Here is a 22,455-nt window from a genome sequence, read left to right on the forward strand (position 1 = left end):
CGCCTAAAAACTAACCTTCAGGGCAAACTGAATCTGCCGTGGAGTTCGCGCCGCGGTGAGAGCACCCTGCTGCGACGTCCCTAGAATAGTCGCGTTGTTGCCGTTCTGGGGGCCGCTGTTCGCGAACAAAAAGTTGGTGTGGTTCAGGACATTGAAGAATTCCGCACGGAACTCCAGGTTTGTTCGTTCGGTCATATGAAAATTCTTGAAGACCGACATGTCCCAAGTCGTGTAGCCGGGCGCCTGAATCGTATTTCGTCCGACACTACCGAACGATCCTAGGCCTGGATCGATGAAGGCACAAGTGTTGAACCAGGCCGCAGGCGTGCGAATTCTGTCGGGCGCGACGCAGTCTGGATTTGCCGCTACCGGTCCCGCCTTGTTCGGATCGCCCACCCGGTCAGGCCGCTGAGAGACTCCGCCCGCCCCGCCGTCAGCGTTGGCAAAATTGCCGTTGCCATCGAGCATCGTGTACCAGTTGCCCGTTGAGATTGAGAGGATGTTGGCGACCTGCCAACCACCAGCGACCTGATTTGCGATTCCGCTTGCCTGGCCTAAGAACCTCCTGCCGTGGCCGAACGGTAATTCATAGATCGAGTTCAACACGAAACGGTGACGAACATCGAAGTCCGAATTCCCCCGCTCCGCCGACGCATTCCGGTAGTCACGGAAGTCGCTGTTGTTCTGAGTTGGGCCCAGGTTCGCATTCGAAGCGATATCGATCGAGTGCGCCCATGTGTACGACGCTTCAAATTGCAATCCCTTGGAAAAGCGCTTTTCGAATCTCGCTTGCAGCGAGTTGTAGTTCGACGATCCCGTCGATCGGAACCAGTCGATGCCAGTATCAAAAACCGGGCTGCAATTGTCCGGCGTATCCAGCGTGCACCCTGTACTCTTCACGAGGCGACGAGGCGCGGTCGGTGCATTCGAGTCGGTCGTTGGCGACGCCTGGTTCCCATTGAAGAAGGTGTAGAGCTTGGTCCCCTTCGAACCGCCATAGGTGACAGCCAGCACGCTGTTCCCCGGCAACTCTTTTTCAAAGCCAAGATGCCACTGTTGCATGTAGGGGGTTCGCAAGTTCTTGTCGACGGAAAAGAATACTGGAGTGTTGGGGTCCGTCAAGGCGCTGCTCGGAAAACCGGAGGCCAATGACGGTATGCCCGCAACCCGGCAATCCAATGTTTCGTTTGCGGACGGTGCGCTGCACGGCGCGACGAACGACTGATTGACGAAGAACGGCGGGTTGAAGCCCGGGCTCGGATTTGAATACGGCCCGTTTTCTTGTCCGCCATAAAAGACGCCAAATCCCGCTCGCAGCACCGTCTTCGGCGCGAACTGCCATGCCAGACCGAAGCGTGGGGCGAAATTATTCAGGTCCGAGTTGATCAACCCACGGCTCCCGGTGGGGCTGACTTTGACGAACCCCGAAATGAAAGGTGTCAACTGCGCATCCTTCCCTTTCGGCAAGATGATGGTGGGGTCGGTTGGATTGCTCAGGTCAAAATTTCCCGTATCGTCGAATCGCTCCGAGACGGTTCCGAACAGCTCGTATCGCAAGCCGATATTCAGCACCAGGTTCGGAGTGACCTTCCAATCATCCTGCGCATAAAACGCATAGGTATTGCGGAAGTAGTCGACGTTGTGGAGATTATTGATGCCACCGCCGTTTGTGAGACCGGCCATGAACGAGGCGAATCCGCTGCCTCCGTTGCCGATTGCGGCCGGATTGTCGGTGAGCGTGTTGTCAAAACCAAGAAACCCGCGCGCCGCCGCCGGCTGAAAAATCGTAAATTCCTCGCGCCGGATCTCCGTCCCGTATTTCCAGGTATGCCGCCCTCGCAACCACGTCATGTTCTCAGAGAGGGTGTAGGAATTCTGCAGTTCCTTCGATGGGAGAAACGTCGGACTGCCCAAAGTCGCCACATCACTGAATCCCAGCTGCGGCAATCCGCCGATCCCGGCCGAGAATGGAACTCCGGGAAAGTCGATACTCGGATCAGCCGACACATTGACGTCGGCATTCAGTTGTAGACGCTGCGCATTCACCCGGTTGTAGCCCAATCGGAATTCGTTGATCAGTTCAGGCTTGAAAACATGTGTCCAGCTGGTGGCGATGCTGCGATAGGAAAAGTCTTCGTTGCCGCTGAAGAATCCACCCCCGTCCGCCAATCCTCCAAACGTACCCGGAATCGAACTTGGTTGATGCTCGAAGCTGAAGCGGAAAAACGCGTTGTCCTTGTCGGAGAACTTCTGGTCCACACGGGCATCGAAGTTGTTGCGCGTTTCGGCACGAACCGGATTCGCCAGATAGTTGTTGCCGCTCGACTGGATCGGTCCCGCGGCCGGGTAAAGTGCGGCTAAGCGTAACGCCAGCGGATCCAGCGAACCGCCTCCCGCCACTACCGGAGTTGCCGGAATAATATTCAGGGCCGTGCCGGACTCGTCATACTGAAAGGGGACGCCACAGTCCGCCTGCCCCTCGATGCCCACTTGCGCCAGCCGCGCATCAAAGATTTCTCCCGCGTAAGTTGGCCTGCCGTTGCAATCGGTGCCGGTCACGCTCGTGTAATCGATCAGGTCGGAAAAGTCTCCCGTCCGCCATCCCGCCGGCGGCACGAATGCGGTCTGCGTCTGCGCCTGCCGCACGCGAAGGCCCTCGTAGTCCACGAAGAAGAAACTGCGACTCCGCCCGTCGTACAGATGCCCAAGATAAATCGGACCGCCGAAGGTCACCCCAAATTGGTTCTGCTGATATTGCGGAGCAGACTTTGTGGGATCGTCGAAGTAGTTGCGGCCGTCAAGTTTGTTATTGCGCAAAAATTGCCACGCCGATCCGTGAATCTGGTTCGTTCCCGACTTGATGACCGCGTTGACAATCGCCCCGTTCCCGCGCCCGAACTCTGCGCTGTACGCATTGGTCTGGACCTTAAATTCCTGCAGAGCCTCGACCGGTGGCTGAATCACAAAATTGGTTTCGTTGAGCAGATCGGGCAAATTGGAATTGTTGTCCACGCCGTCGAGCAGGAAATTGTTCTGCAGTGACCGCGCTCCGTTGGCACTGAAGCCGTATCCACCTTCGTCGCGGGCGCCGGGTTCGCTCGGCGCCGTTCCGGTGCTAAGTAAAGCAAGCTGCGCAAAGTTGCGGCCGTTGAGCGGCAGGTTGCTCACGCGCTTCTGGTCCACGACCTGACCCAATTCCGAGGTCTCGGTTTCAAGCAAAGGCGCGGCGCCAGTGACGATCACTTCCTCAGTCAGAAGCCCGAGTTGGAGCGTAACGTTGACCGCCACGCGCCCTTGAATATTGAGTTCCACCGTCTCCGACACAGCCTTCTTGAAGCCGCTCTTCGCCACCGTCACTTTGTATCGGCCGACGTGCAACGGGCTGGCCACGTACTCACCCGACTCGCCCGTCGTGGTCTTGAAGGTTTGTCCGCGCTCGATGTCGGTGACCTCGACCTCCGCAGCGACCACAACTGCGCCGGAGCCATCCTTTACCGTACCCACGATGCTGCCCGCGTCCTTCTGCGCCCAGGCCGGCACGGAAAGCGCCAGGCACAAGGAGAAAATGATCACGGAAATGAGAAAACGAGACGGTCGCAAACCCTTCATAGCAAATCTCCTTCAGCGAACTCACCATCCGGCCATTGATACTGGCTGGAATTACGGCTTTCGCCTCAATCGCTGGTCCGAACGGGTTATTACGTTTCATTTCTTTTACTTTCGTTTTGCATCGTTGTCAAGGGAGTTTTTAGCTCGGCGAGGAGGGCGCATAAATATGCGATCGGGAAAATCACAATTTCAAGAGCACGAGTAGTGTCCAAACCTGCTTGGTGTTGCATGTTCCGCCGAGTGCGAAAAGGCGGCGGATGCGCGCCACGAGCGGTCGGGCCACCCCACTTCATTGGCTACTTTGAAGCAGGGTGCGCCGACGGCGACGCCAGACAAGGACTGTTTCTTACTGCAGGTGCCCTGTGTTTCTACCAATAGAGTTTGAGAGCCATCTGCACCTCTCGCGGATTGTTACAAGTGTAGAAAATCTTGCCGAAGGTCGTATCGGTCAGGCCAAGTGCAGGATCCACATAGGTAGTATCCGGCCCGCAAAACTGCGGATGATTGAACGTGTTGAAGCTTTCCAGCCGGTACTCCAATCTCATACCTTCGCGAATCGAGCCGAGGCCGAACTCCTTAAACATCGACAGATCGGCGTTCGCTCCGCCCGGATTGCGCACACTGCCCAGACTGCGAGGGGCCGTGCCCAATGCGTATTGCGCGGGTTGCGCCAGGAAGTCGCTGCCGTCGGCGCTCGTGAAGTATTGCTGGATCCAGTCGGAGTCTTTTCCGCCGCTCCGCTTTGGAGTACCGACCAGATTCGGACGTTGCGCTCCATATGTAGGCAGAGGACGCGACTCGTACAAAGCAGGATTAATCGGGCGCCCGCTACTGAAACGCCAGATTCCATTAGTCCGCCATCCACCTACGATGCCGTTGAGTATTGGATTCGAGGTGTTACCAATCCACTTACCCCGGCCAATTGGCAACTCGTAGGTGTAGCTGAACTGAAGAACATGGGGAATATCGAAGCTGGATAGACTGCGCTCGCCGCCTGGATTGTTCGGGTTTTGCAAGCTTGCAAAGCTTCCCAGATAGCCGCTGTTGGTACTGGTCAACGACGAATCGTCGATCGACTTGGAGAATGTATAGGTGGTCAGAAATTCCAGACCGTTCGAAAAGCGCTTCTCGGCGCGAATCTGCAGTGCGTGATAAAGCGAGTTCGCGATCGGCGGCTCGTCTCCAGAGAAGGAACCGAACTGCGGATACGCAAACTTCAGCTGTAGCGCCTGAATTTGCGAATAGAGTAATGGGTTATTTGGATCCAGTACTTGCGACGCATTCGATTGTGCGGGATCGGCAAAAGGATTGTCGACAAACGTGATTAACTCTGCGATCTGATCTCCCGTAAAGTGCTCGATTTCGCGCCCCAGGTGATTGAGATTGCCGGCATTCGCGTAGTAAAGATGCGTTCCCTTCTTGCCGACGTAGGACGCGTCGAACACCATGTGCCAACGCGTTTCGTGTTGCACCCCGAAACTCCAGCTTTGCTCATTTGGAATTTTGCTGCTGATACTCCGAATCGGACCGTAGCTGCCAAAGCCCACATCATTGAGGAGACCGAGGCTGCTCTTCGGAGGTTTCGTCGGCCCACCGTTGGGATACGGGTTGCTCATCCTGGCGGCGGGAGTAGCGCCATCGCCAAAGAACGATGTGACCAGGTTGCTCAACTGGTAGAAACCTTGTTGTCCAACTCCGGAACTTCCGGCCACTGCGCCTCTCCATGCGGAGAAGTAGATTCCGTAACCACCGCGAATGACCGTGTTGTGAAACGGCCGGTAGGCAAAACCAAATCGAGGCTGAAAGTTCTTGTAAGAAGTGGCGTAGGAGTTCCGATCGTGAGAACTGGCAAAGCGCTCCCCGCCCAACAGATGCTTGCCATTCAGAGTGATCGGAGACTCAGCATTGGGATCAAGCCAATTGAGTTGGTTGTAGCGCTCGGTACGGGGCCGCACAACCTCGTAGCGCATTCCGAGATTCAGGGTCAGGCGATCGCTCTTTTTCCAATTGTCCTGGACGAATCCGCCGAACTCGAAATTCTGGCTGGCCACAGAGTTTGGAATCTCGTACATTCCCCACGAGTTCGGTTGGACGCCAATCATGAAGCTCGCCATGCCATCTCCGCCCAGGAAAGGACAATCATGTTCCTCATCAGGCGTACATCCGGAATCGGGGTTTGACGTGCCGCTCTGGTCGAAGCTGTAATAGCCGCCCGGCGCGTAATTCGGTTGCGTGAAGTTGAGCCGGTGCAAACGGCCCTCCGCGCCGAATTTGAACTCGTGAGTACCCTTTACCCAGCTCAGCGTTCCGATCAGGTGATGAGTTTCCTGCCCCTGCTTGGCATAGCTGTAGAGTTCTCCGCCAATGTTGTTGTAGGGTCCCGCTGAACCGTATCCACCGATGCCAACGGCTGGAAACCAGTCATAGCCGGAGTCTTTCATGTAGGAAGGTTCGCCAATCGAATCCACGGCCGAGAATCCCTTCGGAAACGTTCCCGCATTGCTTGGGTAGAAGTAAGTCCCTCGAGAAACGCCGTAGGTGATGTTCAGCAAGATGTTGGGAGTGAAGGTGTGGGTATCATTCAGCGCGAACACGTGTGCCCCACCCGTTGCCGGTCCGCTGGAGCAGGGATCCGCTACGTTCCTGAAGCAGTTGAACGGAGTGGAATTGTTTTTAGAGTGCGCGTATTTGCCGCTGATCAGATTCTTCTGACTGAAGCGGTGGTCAATCTTCAGGTCCCATTGATTAGTGCTGCCCTTGGTTGCACCGGAGTCGACCCGGTTGATGAATGGACTGTAGTCGGGGGTGCCGACGTTGTAGTTGGGTTCCGGGAAGTAGTTCATCAACTTCTGCGCAACCGGGTCAATCAGATTGCCTGGTCCGCCCGGCAGTCGATAGGGAGCAGCTTCAGGATAGCTGGCTAGAATCTGATTGCCAGGATGGTTCGCATCCACCGTGCTGGTGTAGTTTGTCAGATTGTTGAACGGGATCGGGGCAAGGCGCCTTGCACCTCCGACATTCGGATCGTACGTTCCGGAGTAGGGATCCCATACCTGCCCGTTTAGATTCGAGCAATTGCCCTGATCGTCGAATGCGCCGCCGTTATGAGTACAGACTTCACCGAAGTCGCCACTCTTCTCGGCATCACTCGGTACGCCATAGAACACAGGCCCATAGGCTGAAGTCTGTCGTACGCCCTCATAGTCGAAGAAAAAGAATGTCTTGTTTTTCACGATCGGCCCGCCGAACGTAAGACCGAAGTTATTGCGCCGAAGCGAAGGAATCGGAATTCCCTGGTTATTGGCGAACCAGTTGTTCGCATCCATCTTGTAGTGGCGAAGAAATTCATAGGCGCTGCCGTGGAATGCGTTTGTACCAGAGCGCGTGACAAGATTCACAATGGTCGCACCGCTGAAACCGAATTCAGCGCTGAAGTTTGATTCCTGTACTTTGAACTCTTCGACAGCATCCACCGATGGCGTGTAGGTATCGACGCGGATGCCGCTGTTCTGCTCGTAGTTGGTGGTGGTGACGCCGTCCATCAGAATGTCGGCGGTGGCATTGCGACTGCCGTTCGAGACGAAGTTATTAGCGGAACATCCCATGCAAGCCGCGTCCACTTCGGTCACGCCTGGGGCAAGAAATGCCAGGTTGAAGACTCCTCTGCCATTGAGCGGAAGATCGTTGATCAACTTGCGGTCGATCACCTGCCCGGATACCGCATCCTCGGTGGCCAGCAGGGGAGCCGCGGTAGACACATTCACCGTCTCCAGGGTACCGAGCACGGTCAGTACGACGTCCGCGCCCACGTTCTGGTTGACGTCAACCTTGATGCCGGTGTGAGCCTGATCCTTGAAACCAGCCGCTTTCACCGACAGGTTGTAAGTGCCGGGCGCCACGGCGCGGAAGAGATATCGCCCTTTCGAATCCGCCTTCGCCGTGAATTGGAAGCCCTTCTCGGCGTCCGTCAACGTGACATCCGCATCGGGGATCATGGCACCCGTGGGATCGCTGACCACGCCGGTTACGGAGCCGGCATAGAGCTGAGCGTGCGCAGGGGCAGCATATCCGAAGAGAAGAACAACGATGCACACCAGGCTCGCCAGAGTACCGGCAAGGCTCAACCACATCGAACTGAACCGGGCATTTCGATCTGCTGCTGGTTCGCATTTCTTAACTTCGGTCATAACGGTCTCCTCGATTCCTCAATTTCAATGCCGTGCGCATTGCGGTTTTTCAGTCACATCTCGCAGGTCTATTTCTTCGGAAGTGGCGCTTCCACTTCTTCAAGCACCCAGTGATCCGGCGACTCGAGATGGCAGTCATAGCCATAGAACCGGTTATTAAAAATGTGTTGAAACAGACAGGCGCGTTGGCCCCGCATCGTGGGACTCCCTTCCACGGGTTGGAAGTCGCCATCCGGGGCATCTCCGGCAAAGACCTTCACTTGCCACTCCCCTTCGGGATCGTCGGTGTAGCGATGCGGATAGATTTCCGTGGCGAGGTAGTAGGTCCCCGCGCCTTTGCCGGCCTTCACTCCCTTGACGTAGAGCAGCGTGGGCGCGGCAATCGTGGTCTCAGACTTGAGCAACACTTTCTCTGGCGCCTTGTCGAGATCGACTACAGAAGCGGCACTCTTGCTGATGATTTCGAAGTGATCTTTGTCGTTGCCACGGTAGAACGTGAGATAGAAGCGACCGGTCTTGGGATCGCGGAACAGATTGGGATTCTGATTTCGCTGGTTAGGAACGCCAGCGACCAGAACCTTTTCTTCGGTCAGATGGATTCCGTCCTTCGAGCTCGCCAGCACGATGTCGCTGCTCGGCGTGTCGTACTCACGCGTAATCGCAAAGTAAAGAACGTCTTTGTGTTTCGGATCGGCCTTCGCAAGGACCGATGGCCAGCGCGCATTCGTCCACAATGGATTCTGGTCGTACTTGGTCCACGCGACCAGATCATTACTGCGCGCGAGGCCGATTCCCTCGCCTTCATTCAGCCCATACCATCCCCAATAGCGGAAGCCGCCGCGCTTCATCTCCAGCACCGACATGGTGTGCGGAAACTCGTTCTTCTCCCAATTCTGAGCGTCGGGAAGCACGCGGCGCGGAGTGCTCAACTTCAAGTATGGGACTGGGTCCCCGGGCGCCGGCTGCGCGGCAGCGAGGGATGCTGCCAACAAAACTAGAAGGATGATTCCAATAAGAAATCCGCACTTGCGAACCTGGCTCAACATGTTTGCTCCTCTTCACGATTCGTCGAACTTTTCGAGCACTTCACTTCTGGTTTGCCATCGCCGTATTGATCGCGCTCCACATGGAATCTGGCGCTGGGTCGTACGGCACAGCATCGATGGCAAACTCCCAATAGAAACCTCCACCCACCCAGTTCTTCACGTTGGGACGGACGGCGTAGTAGCGTTGAATCACATCTTTCACAATCGAATCCGCGGGCTTTTTTTCAGACCAACCAAACTCTGAAATGCCAAGCTTGGAGTTGGGGAACATCTCCGCCAGACGGCTGGCCATGATTTGCCAATCGGGCTTGTAGCCGTGGAAATCGAGTTCGTAGTAACTCACCAGCACATAGTCGAGCCCTGTTTTCATGCGGGCGGGAATGTTGGCGTTTGCCCACATGAACATTTCATTGGCAGCGGGCTGGGCGTCCGGCGTGTTGTAGTAGAGCGTGAGCGCGGTCACTTTTCCTTGCGACTTCAGGTAGTCGTAGGCTTCGGTCATCTTGGTCACGACATCCGCTTGTGACGTCGAACTGACCGACGAGTTCGGCACGCATTTCGTCGTGTCACCGAACAACCACTCTCCGTTGATCTCGTTCCCCACTTCCCAAATGTCGACGGCTTCGCCCATCGTGCTCACGTAATCCTTGAACCGGGAAAGATGCTCCGCCGGCGTAAAGCAGCGCATGTAGAAGGAGTCGAGGGGCTGCCCGAAGACGAATCCGACATTGCGGATCTGCCGGGTTGCTTCCAGGTAGGAACTCGCGGGATTGAATTTCTCTTTGCCCGGGCTGTAGACGATTCTCGTCGTCGGCTTTACCGAAAGATGTTGCAGCGAAGCAATCAATGCCGCAAGGAACTTGGGATCGCGAATGTCATTCTTGTCATCTGCCGTCACGCCGTGAATCGGTGCGGGGACGGGACGCTGCGCGAAAGAGTATGCAGACAGCGTCACGAACACAGTCGCTGCCAGGAATCTTGCCAGCGAGGTACCCGTGCACTTGCTGCGCATTGCTCCTCCTTCCTTTGGCTCGGATCGCTGTGTTGCTGTCATGCGGTTGGACCCGATGCGACCAGTTCTTCCCGATTCAAGATCGTCGCGTTCGTAATGATTGGCTTTGCCCAGAAACCAACACTGAGAACGCATCCGAACGTCACATATAGGAACGCAACTCCCGCGCGGAGTCCGGCGAAATCACCGATGCGGCCAATGATCAGAGGGACGACCGCGCCTCCCATGATTCCCGTGCTGAGGATTCCGGCAAATGGACCGTGATGTTCCGAAACCGAGTTCAGAGCCAGAGACACCAACACGGGCCACATGATCGAGGCGAACAAGCCGATCGCCGGAAACGCGATCAAAGAGACTCGCGCCGGCCCGAAGAGCGCAGCGGTCAAACACAGAAGTGCGCCGACGGAAAATCCGATCAGCACCTTGCGGCTATCGAATAACTTCAGCAGACCCATGCCGACGAAGCAGCCGGCGGTCAACATTCCCCAGAACCACGACACGGCAGTCGCGCCAGTCGTGTGCGGATCGTAACCGTGATATTGCGCGAGGAACTTTGAGATCCAGTCGGATGTGCCTTGTTCGCATCCCACATAGGCAAAGACGCACAAGAAGAAAGCCCACACCATCGGTTTGCGCAGCAGACTGCTGTACATCTCCAGCGATCCGGCAGATTCATCTGCCGTCCGCTCTACCCGCGGGAAGCGCAGAAAAACTAGCACCACAATCATGAGCACGGTAAACACCGCGAAGATCCAATACATCGAAGCCCAAGGAAGCGCTGGAGGCGTGATTTTCGCCAGTGTCGTGAGGAGCCAGTTGCTCTTACCGGTGGGCTTGCCGAGATTCTCCACCAGGTAGGAATAGATTCGCGGGCTTGCGAACGACGCGGTCCCGAAGATCAATTGGGCGAACGCCGAATTGAACGCGAAGTGCTCTTCTCCGCCCGACACGCGCAACAGCGGGTTGATGGCAACTTGCAGCGTTGCCATGCCTGCACCCATGACAAACAGGGATCCGACCGCAACGTGGTAAGTCGGGAAAAGCGCGAAGCTGAGCGACCCGATCGTCCCCGCGAGGAATGAGGCAATCATCACGGGCTTCTCATTGAACCGCTCGACCCAGAAGCCCGCCGGAATCGACATCACTCCGTAGGCAATGAAGAAGGAAAAAGGTAGAAATGCAGCCGCGGCAAGGCTCACGCCGAAGCTACTGATAATGTCGGGCACGATCGGGCCGAGGATATTGGTCAACAGCGACATCACAAAGAATGTCAGGAAGACCAAACCGACCATGGTGCGATTTCGTGCCGACGTTTGCTTCATCGAAAGTACTATTCCCTTCCCGCCTTACTCGATCGTCGTGACTTTGGTTGCCAGCTGAAAACGTCCAGGCTCTCTTCCTGCTTGCACGGCCAGAGCGAGCGTGATCATGTGCACCGGAAGTATTTCCAGAATTTGCCGGATGGCCGGACCGTGTTCAGCAATACGGAATGGCGGCAGTGGCGCATCCTTCTCGACGATTTCGGTGCGCCCTCCGTTCTCGCGTATGTCGAACAACATTCGGCGGTTCAAGTCGCGCGTCTTCGCATCGCCCGCGAAAACCAGCACGAACGTTTCATGTCCCAGCATTTCAAAAGGCCCATGGCGGAAGGCCGCGCTACTCATGCCTTCCGCGTGGAAATGGTCAGACTCCTTGATGATCAAGGCGCCTGTACCTGCACTTGCCAGCGAAGCACCGCGGCCGACCAGAAACAAGTGACGGGAGTTTTGCAAAACCTGCGTCAGCTCGCGAACGTAGTCCTTCCAATCCACCAGGTAAGCGGCCGCAGCCGGGCACGCGTGCCTCAACTCCTGTCGCGTGCGCTTGAGATTGCGCTCACAGAGCACGTCCCCCACCCACTTCAGCGCCATGAGAGCCGTGACGTAGGTTTTGCAGGATACGGAAAACTCGCTCCCGGCACTCGTAATCACGGCGGCAGTTGCGTGTTTCGCGAGCGGGCTGTCGCCGGTATTAGTAACGGCAATCACCGGGCAGTGCTTGCGGTTGACCTGAACGAGGCGGACCATCTCCGCGCTCTGGCCCGACTGCGACACCGCGATCAGCAGCGTCTTGGGATCGAAGAACTTTTTCTTGTAATGAATCAGTTCGGAAGTCTCCACCATAAGTGCGGTGAATCCCTGGCTGATGAGTTCGAGATGGAGAGGATGCAGTGCATGAAAAGACGAACCCATGCCAGTCAGCACCACCCGATGGAACCGTCCGCGGTTCAGTCGGGACGCCAAGTCCAGCAGCGCCTTCGAGGTTTCCAGTCCAGCCAGCGTGCTCTCCAATGCCTGGGGTTGATGAAGAATGTCTCCCAGGTATGCACCGTTGATAGTCGTGAGATCGTCGTGCATCTATGCTTCCTCTCTAGCGAACCGGTGATGCCATACCCGCGCCGCACCGATCAGGTTGGCGTCTTCTCCCAAGGAGGCGAGGGCCAACTCAGTTTTGTCGTAGGGTACAAATCGGCAGCATCGGCAAATCGTTTTGCGGATCTCCTCGAGGAAGAGCACCGCACTCTTCATGACGCTTCCTCCGAGCACAATCGCGTCGGGAGCAAACATGGTGACGAGATTCGCCAGGCCAAGGCCGAGGTAGTGAGCCTCTCGCCGCACAGCTTGGCTGGCCCAAGTCTCGCCATCGCGGGCGAGTTCGCAAATTCGTTTCGCCGTAAGGGCGTCGCGCTGCGGATAGTCGGCAGGCGCACTTACTTTCATCCACGAAACCATGGCTGGACCAGCCGCCAGCGATTCCCAGCATCCATGAAATCCGCAATCGCAAAGCGGACCGGATGTATCAATCACGTGATGTCCCAGTTCTGGATGAGCGCCGTCGACCCCGCGATAGAGTTGCCCGTCGAGAATGATGCCCGCTCCGATTCCGGTCCCGACGGTTACATAGATGAGGCGCTTCTTGTTGCGCCCCGCGCCCCATCCGGCCTCAGCAAGCGCAGCGGCGTCAGCATCGTTTTCCATGGCAACGCGAACACCGAAGATGCGCGCCAGATCCTTCACGGGATTTTGTCCACACCAGTTTGGGAAAAAATTGACGGCTCCGAATTCGCCTGTGAATGGATCCACGGGACCGGTGCTGCCAATGCCGATGCCTGCCAGTGCCCCACCAGCCGCCGACGCCATTGTGCGCAGCAGGTTTTCGATTCGCGCGAGCGCTTCGCCGTAGCCGCGTTCGGCGTCGGTCGCGCACTGCGTATGCGCAAGCACGCGGCCAGCGCTATCCACGATGCCCACGGCAATCTTTGTCCCGCCAATATCGACTGCTCCGATCATCTGCGCCTGCGTAGTGTTCACTTCCACTCCACGATTACCGCTTCATACGGTTGCAATTCCGTCTTCCAGGTTGAGCCGTTCATCGACAGCGGCTTGGGACCGTCCGTTCCCATCTGCCGGATCGACTTCACGGACAGTGATGTAGAAATCGTTGTGCTCACGGCCTGCGCGCTGTGATTCACCACCACTGCATAGCCGCGCTGATCCGCGCGCAGCGAGGTCACTTCTACAGATGGCTGATCGCTCTGGAATGCCGGCTTGACACCTGTCCAGTTGCGGAACGCTTCGTAAATGCGATGGGTGGATTCAGGTTTCTCGAACGCGGACGGCGTATTCGCGAGATACGTTTCAATCGGATATGCAGACAGCAGCGTCTTGCCTGATCCGACCGTATTCGCAACCAGCGCGGGTCGCCCATCCTGATCGACGGCAATCACCTTGCCGCCTTTCACTTCCAGCAGCGCCCCCCACATGCGGGGATTCGCTCCGGGAAGCGTGTAATGAAACGTGTCGCCCGGCTTCAATCCACCGAAAGGCTCCACTATTTTCAGCGTCACTTCGGACGCCGTATTCGTGTCCACAAGTCGCGCTCCGAAAATTGTCTCCATGTCCGGAATCGCTGCGTCCGCCGCTACCGACGCGTACAAGAAGCCGCCGTTCTCGACATAATTCCGAGCTTTCTCGTAGAAATCCGAGTGCACGTGGGTGATGACACTGGCTGTGCTGGTCAGCGGCGACGGTAGAAAGAGCATCGGCCGCGAGTTCCAGTTGTCATGCTCACGTGGAAAATCAGCTTTTAGTCCCGCACGGTGAGCCAGAATAAAAGTGTTCAACGCGGAACTCATCAACCATTGGTTATCGCTGCCCAGATTTGGCTGGGGCTGTCCGGGCATGGCATCGCCATCAAAGGTGGAAACGTAGGGCGTGACCTCTGGACCAGTCAGTCCGAAGCCGGAGAAATCTCCGTGCGTGCGCGCCCATTCTCCCGGGATGAGAATCGCAACTTCGGCGGGAGCAGGTGATACGCCGGTCAAATCCATCTGCCCAACAATTTTCGATATCTTCTTAAACTCGGTCGCCAGCGGCTTGTCCTGGCGATCCCATGTCGTCATTCCCCAACGCGTTTCCTGCGGAGTTCGCAGATAGGGCGCTTTGTGATACTGCTCGGGCGATGCATCTGTGTAGCACCACAGGTCGACACCGATCGATCCCGCCGCGATCCCCGAATAAATCTGCAGGCGGTCATAGAGGGCTACACGATCGGGCGAATACTGCGCCGTCGATCCGCCCATCTCGTGAATCATCGCGGGACGGCCCGCGCCACTCGACAGTGCAATCTCAAATGCAGCGCCATAGGTGCCACGCTCAGAGAGCATGGGATCCGGAAACAGATCGGGGCCGTAGATCGTGAACGGATGCACGCTGAAGAAATCAACTTCCTTCGCGATGTTGTCTGGACGAAACGGTCCGTGGCCGATCTCTTCCCCGCTGGTCCCGACCACGATGGGATGGAGTTTGTCTTCGCGACGAATCGCACCTGCGATCAGGCGAGTCCAGTTGATCGCCATGGCGTCGGTGGTCTGTCCTTGCACGATCCAGAACGGAGGCTCGTCGGTCAGGTCCCATGCGATGATCGCGCTTTCATTGGCGTAATGCTTTCCGAACTCAGCCGCGAGATTCGTTTCCAAACGAAGCATTTCCGGGTCCGCATGCGGATGCCGTCCATGCCGCCATGGCACGTCCCAGTACGCTTCACCAACCTCGCCCCCAATGAACAATGACGGATGAAGATAGATCTGATATTTGTGCGCCAGCGACACAAGGTAATCGAGTTGCTGGAATGCGACCGGCTTGTAGTCCCCAGGACGCGGCTCGAACCATGCCCACATCGTGTCGAAGCGGACGATGCTGTAGCCCAGTTCGTGCATCTTCGCAAAATCAGCTTCGATGTCTTTGGGATCCCATTCGACCGGCCACTGCATCGCCGCCTTTGCCGGAACCCAGTGCGCCCCCACCGGAAGGAATCGCTTGCCATCACGCGTGAAGTAGCCATTTTCCAGGTGAACAGGTGGCAGCTTTTTGACAGCATCGGTCGCAGTTGAGGGTCGTGCCGGTTGCTGCGCAGAGCAAATTGCACCAAACGACAGCACCAGTAAGGCCACGATTGTGAGCTTGGTCAGCCAACGCGTCTTCATATTTCTCACTTGCTTCCCTTCTCGTCATGCCAGCGCATTACTGGCGCACTTCGATCTCGTCGATGAATGTCCAGCCGGCGCTGGATCCGGGCACGACCTGTACCTGCACGTAGCGTCCCTTCACTCCTGTCAAATCTGTGAGCGTGTACCAGAATGCTTGCGTGTCATCGTTCAGCAACGGCTTCTTCACCGTGCCGACCGTTTTGAAAATCACGTTATCTGTCGAGACTGAGCAGTGAACTTGCTTCGGCAAGAGAATTCCCGACGCCTCATCCTGAAGCCAGTCACTGCGAATTTCTTTAATGTCATGGGTCGCGCCCAGATCAATCGTGAACGAATATGTCTTCGTCGTCGCTCGGCCCTGCCAGGCTGGATCGGCGAAGTTCGAGGAATCCAGAATTCCGTCCGTCAACTCAACACCCAAGCTGTCGGGATAGCTCGCATCCGCTGGCATCGTCGTGCTGTACTGTTTGCCCAGAGCTAGGTTGATGGGATACAGGTGCGGTGGCGGAGTCGTCACCGTGACCGGATCGCTTGCGACCGAAGCATTCCCCGCCGCATCCAGTGCTTCAATCTGGTAGGAGTAGGTCGTTCCGGGCGTTAGTCCGTTGTCTTCGTAGGTAGTCTCAACGTCATGCGTCGTCGTTGCCCGCGTGCCGTCCCGTAAAATCCGGTAGCCGATCACGCCTAAATTGTCCGTGGAGGCAGTCCATGTGAGTTGAACGGTAAGGGAATCGACGGCCACTCCGCTGACGTTCAAGGGCTGCGTCGGCGAGACCGATTCCACTTTTCCCGTGGCGCGATAGCCCATGTAAGTCTGGTAGTACAACGGATTGGCCTGCTGCGGACTCAAGTAGTGGTTGAAACTGAAACTGAGATAGCCGGTCACATACGGCTGCACGGCACACATGTCGTCGACGATGGAGCGGATCGGCATGGTCACGAATCCCGCCTTGAATGTTTCTGTGTCCGCCCACAACGCCATTCGAGGACGAGCATTGTGAATCGCGTTTCTGGTCGCTCCGAACCACTCCGGTAGTTGCGTAGGCGTCACATGGCCCGCACCCACGCCATCCTGCAACGCCATGATGTCGATTGGGCTCCGCTTCAGGATGTATTCCCACATCGTCTGCCATTCGGCAGAGGAGAGACCGGACCGCGACTCGAAGAAGGGCGAAATGATGATCGGCTTCCCCGGCGTCAATTTATGGAGGTGCTGCCCAACCGTTCTGTAAAACGAAATCAGATTGTCCCACTGAGCGGGAGCGGTTTCGATGTTGTCGACTTCAAATCCCAGATACCATCCCGCCAGTGATGGATGAAGCCGGTAGCGCCGCGTGAGATCGTCCGCGAGAAGATTGGCAATGCTGGCCTCGTTCCTGAGCCAGTCCGCATCATTCAGGTACTTCGTCCACCAATCATTATTGATTTGTAGTCCCAGGTATATTTTGACGCCACTCCCATCGGCCGCATGCAGAGCGCGCTCCACAACATCGTGATGCGTGTCTTGGGTGTAACCGGCGAGCGCCGACGGATAGATCGTGGTCTGATCCTTGCTATCGGCCGTCCATTGAATGACCATCTGATCGAGGCCCGCTGCCTTCATGGATTGGAATTCGTGACGCCACTGTTTTAAAGTCCAGGCATCACCAAGCGCTGGTTGCACAAACGATCCGCGCAACGAAGGACTCGAACACGGTTGTGCGGCGCCAGCAGCGAGGCAGCACCAACACATCATGAAGACGCTGATCACGGATTGTCGACGAAGAGACACTCTCTCAGCTCCAGCGATCACATGAAAACATCATATGTATATATGTTGTCAATGAGTTTCTTCTCTACCTGCCGATCCCCAGATTCCTAGGCAAGGCCATATTCACAGTAATAACGATATTTATGTGTGGGTTGCAGACATCAAAGTCTGTGTTGTCGGTCACCGGGGGCTCAAAAGAAAATAGTGATGCGCGGCGACCTACCTACGTTGTATACTACGTGCATAGGTTTGAATATCGATGCCAACTCTCATTTCACCCCCTGATGGTTTACCGGCCGAATCGCTCGGCCTGGTGCTGGATGGCACGAGCTATGTTCCCTACTACGAGCAGATTGTTGACCGCGTGCGAACTCTCGTGAAGGACGGCGCCCTGCAAGAAGGACAAGGCTTTTGCTCCGAGGGCGAAATCGCACGCGAGCTGGGCATCAGCAAGATGCCGGTTCGCCAGGCGTTTCAGAAATTGCGTTCCGAAGGACTCCTGATCATCGCCAAAGGCAAGCGACCGATTATTGGATCGGGCCGCGTTCCCTGGGACTTTCAACAATTGCGCGGCTTCAGCGAGGAGATGCGTCGGCGAGGTTTAGTCCCCTCCGCGAAGGTTCTCACCCTGGAAATACAGCCGCCGGATGCGGAGACTGCACAGGCGCTCAAGCTTTCCCCGGAAGAAAAAATCTACCGCCTGCAGCGGCTTCGATTTGTAAACAAGAAACCGGTAGCGGTCGTGACCAGTCATCTGCCAGTTCGGCTGTTCCATGGACTTGAAAAACAAGATCTCGCCCGGCAGTCGCTCTACCAGGTGTTCGAGAACGTCTATCACCGGAAACTGCAATGGGCGGAAGAGGTTATCGGCGCGATCACGGCCACGGAGGAGCATGCCCGCATCCTGCAAACCGCGCCCGCCAGCGCGCTACTCCTGATCAAAGAAACGACGTATGACGTACAGCGCGTCCCAATCGAATACAGTGTTTCGTTGCTACGCGCGGATCGGTACACTGCCTCGGTCGTGTCGGTTCGCAAGGCGTAGAAGCGCATGCACGAGTGATCGCGCTTTGACGCCCCTCGCAGGACAGCGCTTACTTCGCCAGGTTGAACGTCCCTTGCAGGCGAATATCGTCGGACGAGTTGCCCACCAGCAACAAGAAATCTCCGGCTTCGGCCTTCCAGTCTTTCGATTCGACGTCGTAGAAAGAAAACGCCCGGCGGTCCAGCTGAATCGAAACACGCCTGCTTTCTCCGGCTTTTAGATTCACTCTTGCGAATCCCTTCAGTTCTTTGACTGGTCGGGCAACGGTGGCGTGGCCATCGCCAACGTACACTTCCGCTACTTCGGCGCCTTCCCGCTTTCCGGTGTTCGTCAGATCGAAAGAAACGGTGATGGGGCCGCTGAGATTTCCAGCGCGCGGCGAAATCGACAGATTCTTGTATGCGAACGTTGTGTAGGAAAGGCCATACCCAAAGGCAAACCTCGGCTTAACGGTCGCGCGGTCGAAGTGCCGATAGCCTACAAACACTCCCTCGGAGTAGTCGACTCTTTTCTCTTCCTTTTTTTGAGGATAGTAGCTGTGGTTGGTGGCATTGTCCTCCCAGCGGCGTTCGAAAGACGCCGGCAACTTGCCGGAGGGACTGTACTCGCCAAACAGAATCTGCGCGAGCGCGGTCCCGCCTTCCTGTCCTGGATACCAAGCGTGGAGCAGGCCCGCAACATTGTCAATCCAGTCGTTCATCGCAACGTTGCCGCCGGCTGTCAGCACGACGATGGTGTTCTTGTTTGCCTCACTGATCTGGTGGATCAGCGCTTCCTGCCCTGCCGGGAGGCGGAACGTGCGGTCCGATCCTTCGCTTTCCGTGTTCGGCTCGAAGCCAACACAGAGAATGACCGCATCGGCATTCTTCGCCAGCGCCTTCGTCGCGCTGCCAATCCACTTCCCGGTTGGAGATACCGCGAAACCTATCGTCGCTCCGCCGACAGCTTCGAAATATTCGAGGCGGATCTTGTATTCCTGCCCTGCTTCGAGGTGCGCGGCATAGCTGTTCACCGTCTCCGAGTGACGTTGCCAATCACTGATAACCTGCTGCTCGTCGATGAAGAGACGGACTCCGTCGTCGGAATTGGTGTAAAAGCTGTAGTCTCCCGATTGCTTGGGAATGAAACTACCCGTCCAGCGAACGGAGAAGTGATCGACCGGGCCATTCGCCCCATAGCTGGCATCGCCCCATTGAAAGTCCACGCGAGGATCGACGCGCACCAGTGCGGGCTTCCCTTCCAGGGTTTCGTTATTGAAGTACTCTCCCTTGAGCCCGCTGCTTCCGTCGGGAGAGGCCAGGCTTTCGGAGCTTGCGAAAACCTCCGCCAAATCGGGAACGTCCGGTGCATACAGCACCTTAACGCCACTACCAAGATAGTTGCTGATTCCCTCTAGAAAGCTAACCGCATTAAACGGCTTGGTAAGAGAACTTCCGCCTCCACCGATCACAGCGGGATAGGCATTGGGCCCGATCACCGCGATCGTTTTCACCCTGGACTTATCGAGCGGAAGCACTCCGCCGGCGTTCTTCAGCAGCACCATTCCCTCGCGAGCCTCTTGCACAACAACTTGCCTCCCCTCTTGATCGAGCTGCGGAATCCCGGTATCGGTTTGAGGCTGATCGAAGAAACCAAACTCGATCGCCTTCCGCAGGATGCGCCGCACTTTGTCGTCAATGGTTGCGATGGACACTCTCCCGTCTTTGATCGCGGGAAGAAGAGCGTCCCGATTCATGAATGAGGCATTGGGCATCTCGAGATCAAGGCCGCCGTTGGCGGCGGCGACACCGTCGTGAGTGGCGCCCCAGTCGGACATCAGGATGCCGTCAAAGCCCCATTCCTTCTTGAGGATTTCGTTGTTGAGGTGCTGGTTCTGCGTCATGTAGACGCCGTTCACCGGGTTGTAGGCATCCATGATCGCGCCGACTTTCGCCTCCTTCACGGAAGCTTCGAACGCGGGGAGATAGATTTCCCGCAACGTCCTTTCGTCGATGTCGGAGCTGACGTCCATTCGTCCATACTCCGAGTTGTTGCCTGCGAAGTGCTTGGCGGTTGCGATCACGCGCTGACTCTGGATGCCCTTGATGAGCGACACGGCCACCCTGGCCGCAAGAAATGGATCTTCTCCGAAATACTCAAAATTGCGTCCGTTCATCGGGGCACGGTAGATGTTCATTCCGGGAGCGAGAATAAAATGGACCCCGCGGGCGCGCGCATCTCTCCCCATCATGGTGCCGACCCGCCCGGCGAGTTCCATGTCCCACGAGGCCGCCAGCGCAATACCTGCTGGGTAGGCCGTGGTCGGGCCATAGTCATGCACGCCGAGAGGTCCGTCGGACATCTTTAGGGATGGAATCCCGAGCCGCGAAATTGCCTGTGTATAAAAGCTGTTGATACCGCCGAAAATCGTTATTTTTTCTTCGAGCGTCATCTTCTCCAGTAGAGAATCGACTCGTTGCTCAGCAGCGACTTTTGAAGTGGGTGCGTTTTTCGCGACGCCCCATGGCCCACAGAGTAGAAATAAAATTGCGAGAATCAATATTCGACTGCGCATGGTTCTTTCTCCCGAATCGTTCGGAAAACTACGGACGATCGCATGAATCATATTCTTCTCTGCTTCTCGATCACAAACGCCAGATTGCAGGGCTTACCGAGAAATCAGGAGACAGCGTGGATCAGGCTTCGGTTTTCTTCGCCTGTTGCTGATCCGCGAGGTGAATCAATCTCGGAAGTACATCTCCGAACCGGGAACCGGCGATCGGCTGTCCGAAATCGAGATAAGTGCGCTGGTACAAGTCATACAGTTCGCCGTATGTCTTACGTGTGTGCGCCTCCGGCTTGTAAACGGTATGCGGCGGACAAACCTTTTCTTGCGCTTCCTCAATGGTTCGGAAGGACCCTGCGGCCAGAAACGCGAAGATCGCGGACCCGAGTCCCGTCACCTTCCCGCTGGGTACGAGAACGGGCCGGTCCAACACGTTCGCGTAAACCTGGTTGAGCACCGGATTGTTTTGCGGAATTCCTCCCCCGTTGATCACTCTTTTGGTGGGTGCGCCATATTCGCTCATGCGATCGAGAATCACGCGAGTATGAAATGCGGTGCCTTCGATGGCCGCAAACAGTTCGTCCTGCGCTGTACTCTGCAGATTCCAGCCGAGAGTGATGCCCCTCAAATTCGGATTCACCAGGACTGTGCGGTCCCCGTTGTCCCAAGTCATGCGCAACAGGCCAGTCTGGCCGGCACGATAGTTCTCCAGGCCTCGACTCAGTTCTGCGACCGTCGTATTCGCTCGAGTTGCAATCGCGCTGAAGATGTCTCCGGTGGCGGAAAGTCCCGCTTCGATCCCGGTAAAGTTCGGATGGACACTTCCCGGCACAACACCGCAGAGTCCCGGGATCAGAGCAGCCTTAGCCGCATAGGCAATGATGCAGGTTGAGGTGCCCACAACATTCACGACATCGCCTTCTTGCGCGCCCGCGCCGATGGCGTCCCAGTGCGCATCGAATGCTCCCACTGGAATCGGAATGCCGGCGCTCAACCCGAGTTTTTCAGCCCAATGAGATGACAGGCTTCCAGCGATCTTGTCTGACGTCGCATATTCGCCATCGAGTTTCTCGCGGACACCTGCCAGTAGAGGATCCACCTTGGTCCAGAAACTTTCTGGAGGCAGACCACCGAGTTCGCGATTCCACAACCACTTGTGGCCCATGGCGCAAACACTACGCCGGACCTGTTTTGGATCCGTGATCCCGCAAAGCTCCGCGGCCACCATGTCGCAGTGCTCAAAAGCCGAGACGAACCGGGAACGCTTGTCGGGGTTGTGCCGCAGCCAGTGCAGCAGTTTCGAAAAGCCCCACTCCGAGGAATACACGCCACCGCACCAATGGATGGCCGGCAGGTTTTCGCGATGTGCTAACTCGGTAATTTCCGCTGCTTCGAGTTTCGCGCGGTGATCGCACCAGAGGTAGTAGTCATCCAGAGGAACCAGTCCCTTGCCGACGGGAATTACGGACGATCCCGTCGTATCGAGTGCAATCGACCGAACCTGGTCGCCGGAAATCTCCGCCTCCTTTACCGCCTGCCGGGTAGCAGTGGCGAGGGCCCGCATGTGGTCGTCGTGAGATTGCGTGGCAAACTCGGGATCGTCTTTCTTACGATGCAACGGATATTCAGAAGTCGCCGAGGCCAGCATCCCGCGAACGCTATCGACAATCGAGACACGAACACTCAGCGTGCCGAAATCTACTCCTGCGACAATCGCCATTCCCTGCCTCGCCG

At 56.7% G+C, this 22,455-nt stretch carries 12 protein-coding genes; 1 reads left to right on the top strand and 11 read right to left on the bottom strand.

Annotated features, from left to right (window positions below):
• Positions 1-3: 3 nt before the first annotated feature.
• The 9 genes from HY010_18390 to HY010_18430 all read right to left on the bottom strand — a co-directional run bounded on the left by HY010_18390 (position 4) and on the right by HY010_18430 (position 17,152).
• Entirely contained in the window at positions 4-3,609 is a 3,606-nt protein-coding gene (locus HY010_18390) for a TonB-dependent receptor (GenBank protein MBI3477707.1), read from the bottom strand.
• A gap of 368 nt (positions 3,610-3,977) precedes the next feature.
• Positions 3,978-7,796: a carboxypeptidase regulatory-like domain-containing protein gene (locus tag HY010_18395; protein ID MBI3477708.1), complete on the bottom strand. Its 3,819-nt coding sequence runs from the start codon at positions 7,794-7,796 to the stop codon at positions 3,978-3,980.
• A gap of 68 nt (positions 7,797-7,864) precedes the next feature.
• Positions 7,865-8,842, bottom strand: coding sequence for a hypothetical protein (locus tag HY010_18400; GenBank protein MBI3477709.1), 978 nt, complete (start codon positions 8,840-8,842; stop codon positions 7,865-7,867).
• 40 nt (positions 8,843-8,882) lie between these two features.
• The gene (locus HY010_18405; GenBank protein MBI3477710.1) at positions 8,883-9,854 is read right to left on the bottom strand and encodes a hypothetical protein; all 972 of its coding nucleotides are present in this window, start codon (positions 9,852-9,854) and stop codon (positions 8,883-8,885) included.
• A gap of 38 nt (positions 9,855-9,892) precedes the next feature.
• Complete coding sequence (locus tag HY010_18410; GenBank protein MBI3477711.1) at positions 9,893-11,176, bottom strand: MFS transporter; 1,284 nt, start codon at positions 11,174-11,176, stop codon at positions 9,893-9,895.
• A gap of 24 nt (positions 11,177-11,200) precedes the next feature.
• Positions 11,201-12,250 (bottom strand): SIS domain-containing protein, encoded by a 1,050-nt coding sequence (locus HY010_18415; GenBank protein ID MBI3477712.1) that lies wholly within the window; start codon positions 12,248-12,250, stop codon positions 11,201-11,203.
• Positions 12,251-13,183, bottom strand: coding sequence for an ROK family protein (locus tag HY010_18420; protein ID MBI3477713.1), 933 nt, complete (start codon positions 13,181-13,183; stop codon positions 12,251-12,253).
• Positions 13,184-13,200: 17 nt separating this feature from the next.
• Complete coding sequence (locus HY010_18425; protein MBI3477714.1) at positions 13,201-15,378, bottom strand: beta-galactosidase; 2,178 nt, start codon at positions 15,376-15,378, stop codon at positions 13,201-13,203.
• A gap of 37 nt (positions 15,379-15,415) precedes the next feature.
• Positions 15,416-17,152, bottom strand: coding sequence for a DUF4434 domain-containing protein (locus HY010_18430; protein MBI3477715.1), 1,737 nt, complete (start codon positions 17,150-17,152; stop codon positions 15,416-15,418).
• Between the two features lie 238 nt (positions 17,153-17,390).
• Between HY010_18430 and HY010_18435 the strand changes: the two genes are divergently transcribed.
• The gene (locus HY010_18435; protein ID MBI3477716.1) at positions 17,391-18,176 is read left to right on the top strand and encodes a GntR family transcriptional regulator; all 786 of its coding nucleotides are present in this window, start codon (positions 17,391-17,393) and stop codon (positions 18,174-18,176) included.
• A 49-nt stretch (positions 18,177-18,225) separates the two neighbouring features.
• Here the strand turns inward: HY010_18435 and HY010_18440 are convergent, their stop codons facing one another.
• Both HY010_18440 and HY010_18445 read right to left on the bottom strand, forming a co-directional pair.
• Positions 18,226-20,730 carry a glycoside hydrolase family 3 C-terminal domain-containing protein gene (locus HY010_18440; GenBank protein ID MBI3477717.1) on the bottom strand — a complete coding sequence of 835 codons (2,505 nt, stop codon included), beginning with the start codon at positions 20,728-20,730 and terminating at the stop codon, positions 18,226-18,228.
• Positions 20,731-20,851: 121 nt separating this feature from the next.
• Positions 20,852-22,441 carry a ribulokinase gene (locus HY010_18445; protein MBI3477718.1) on the bottom strand — a complete coding sequence of 530 codons (1,590 nt, stop codon included), beginning with the start codon at positions 22,439-22,441 and terminating at the stop codon, positions 20,852-20,854.
• Between the last annotated feature and the right edge of the window lie 14 nt (positions 22,442-22,455).

It is taken from the genome of Acidobacteriota bacterium, assembly GCA_016196065.1.
In the GTDB taxonomy this organism is placed as follows: Bacteria; Acidobacteriota; Terriglobia; order Terriglobales; family Acidobacteriaceae; genus Acidiflorens.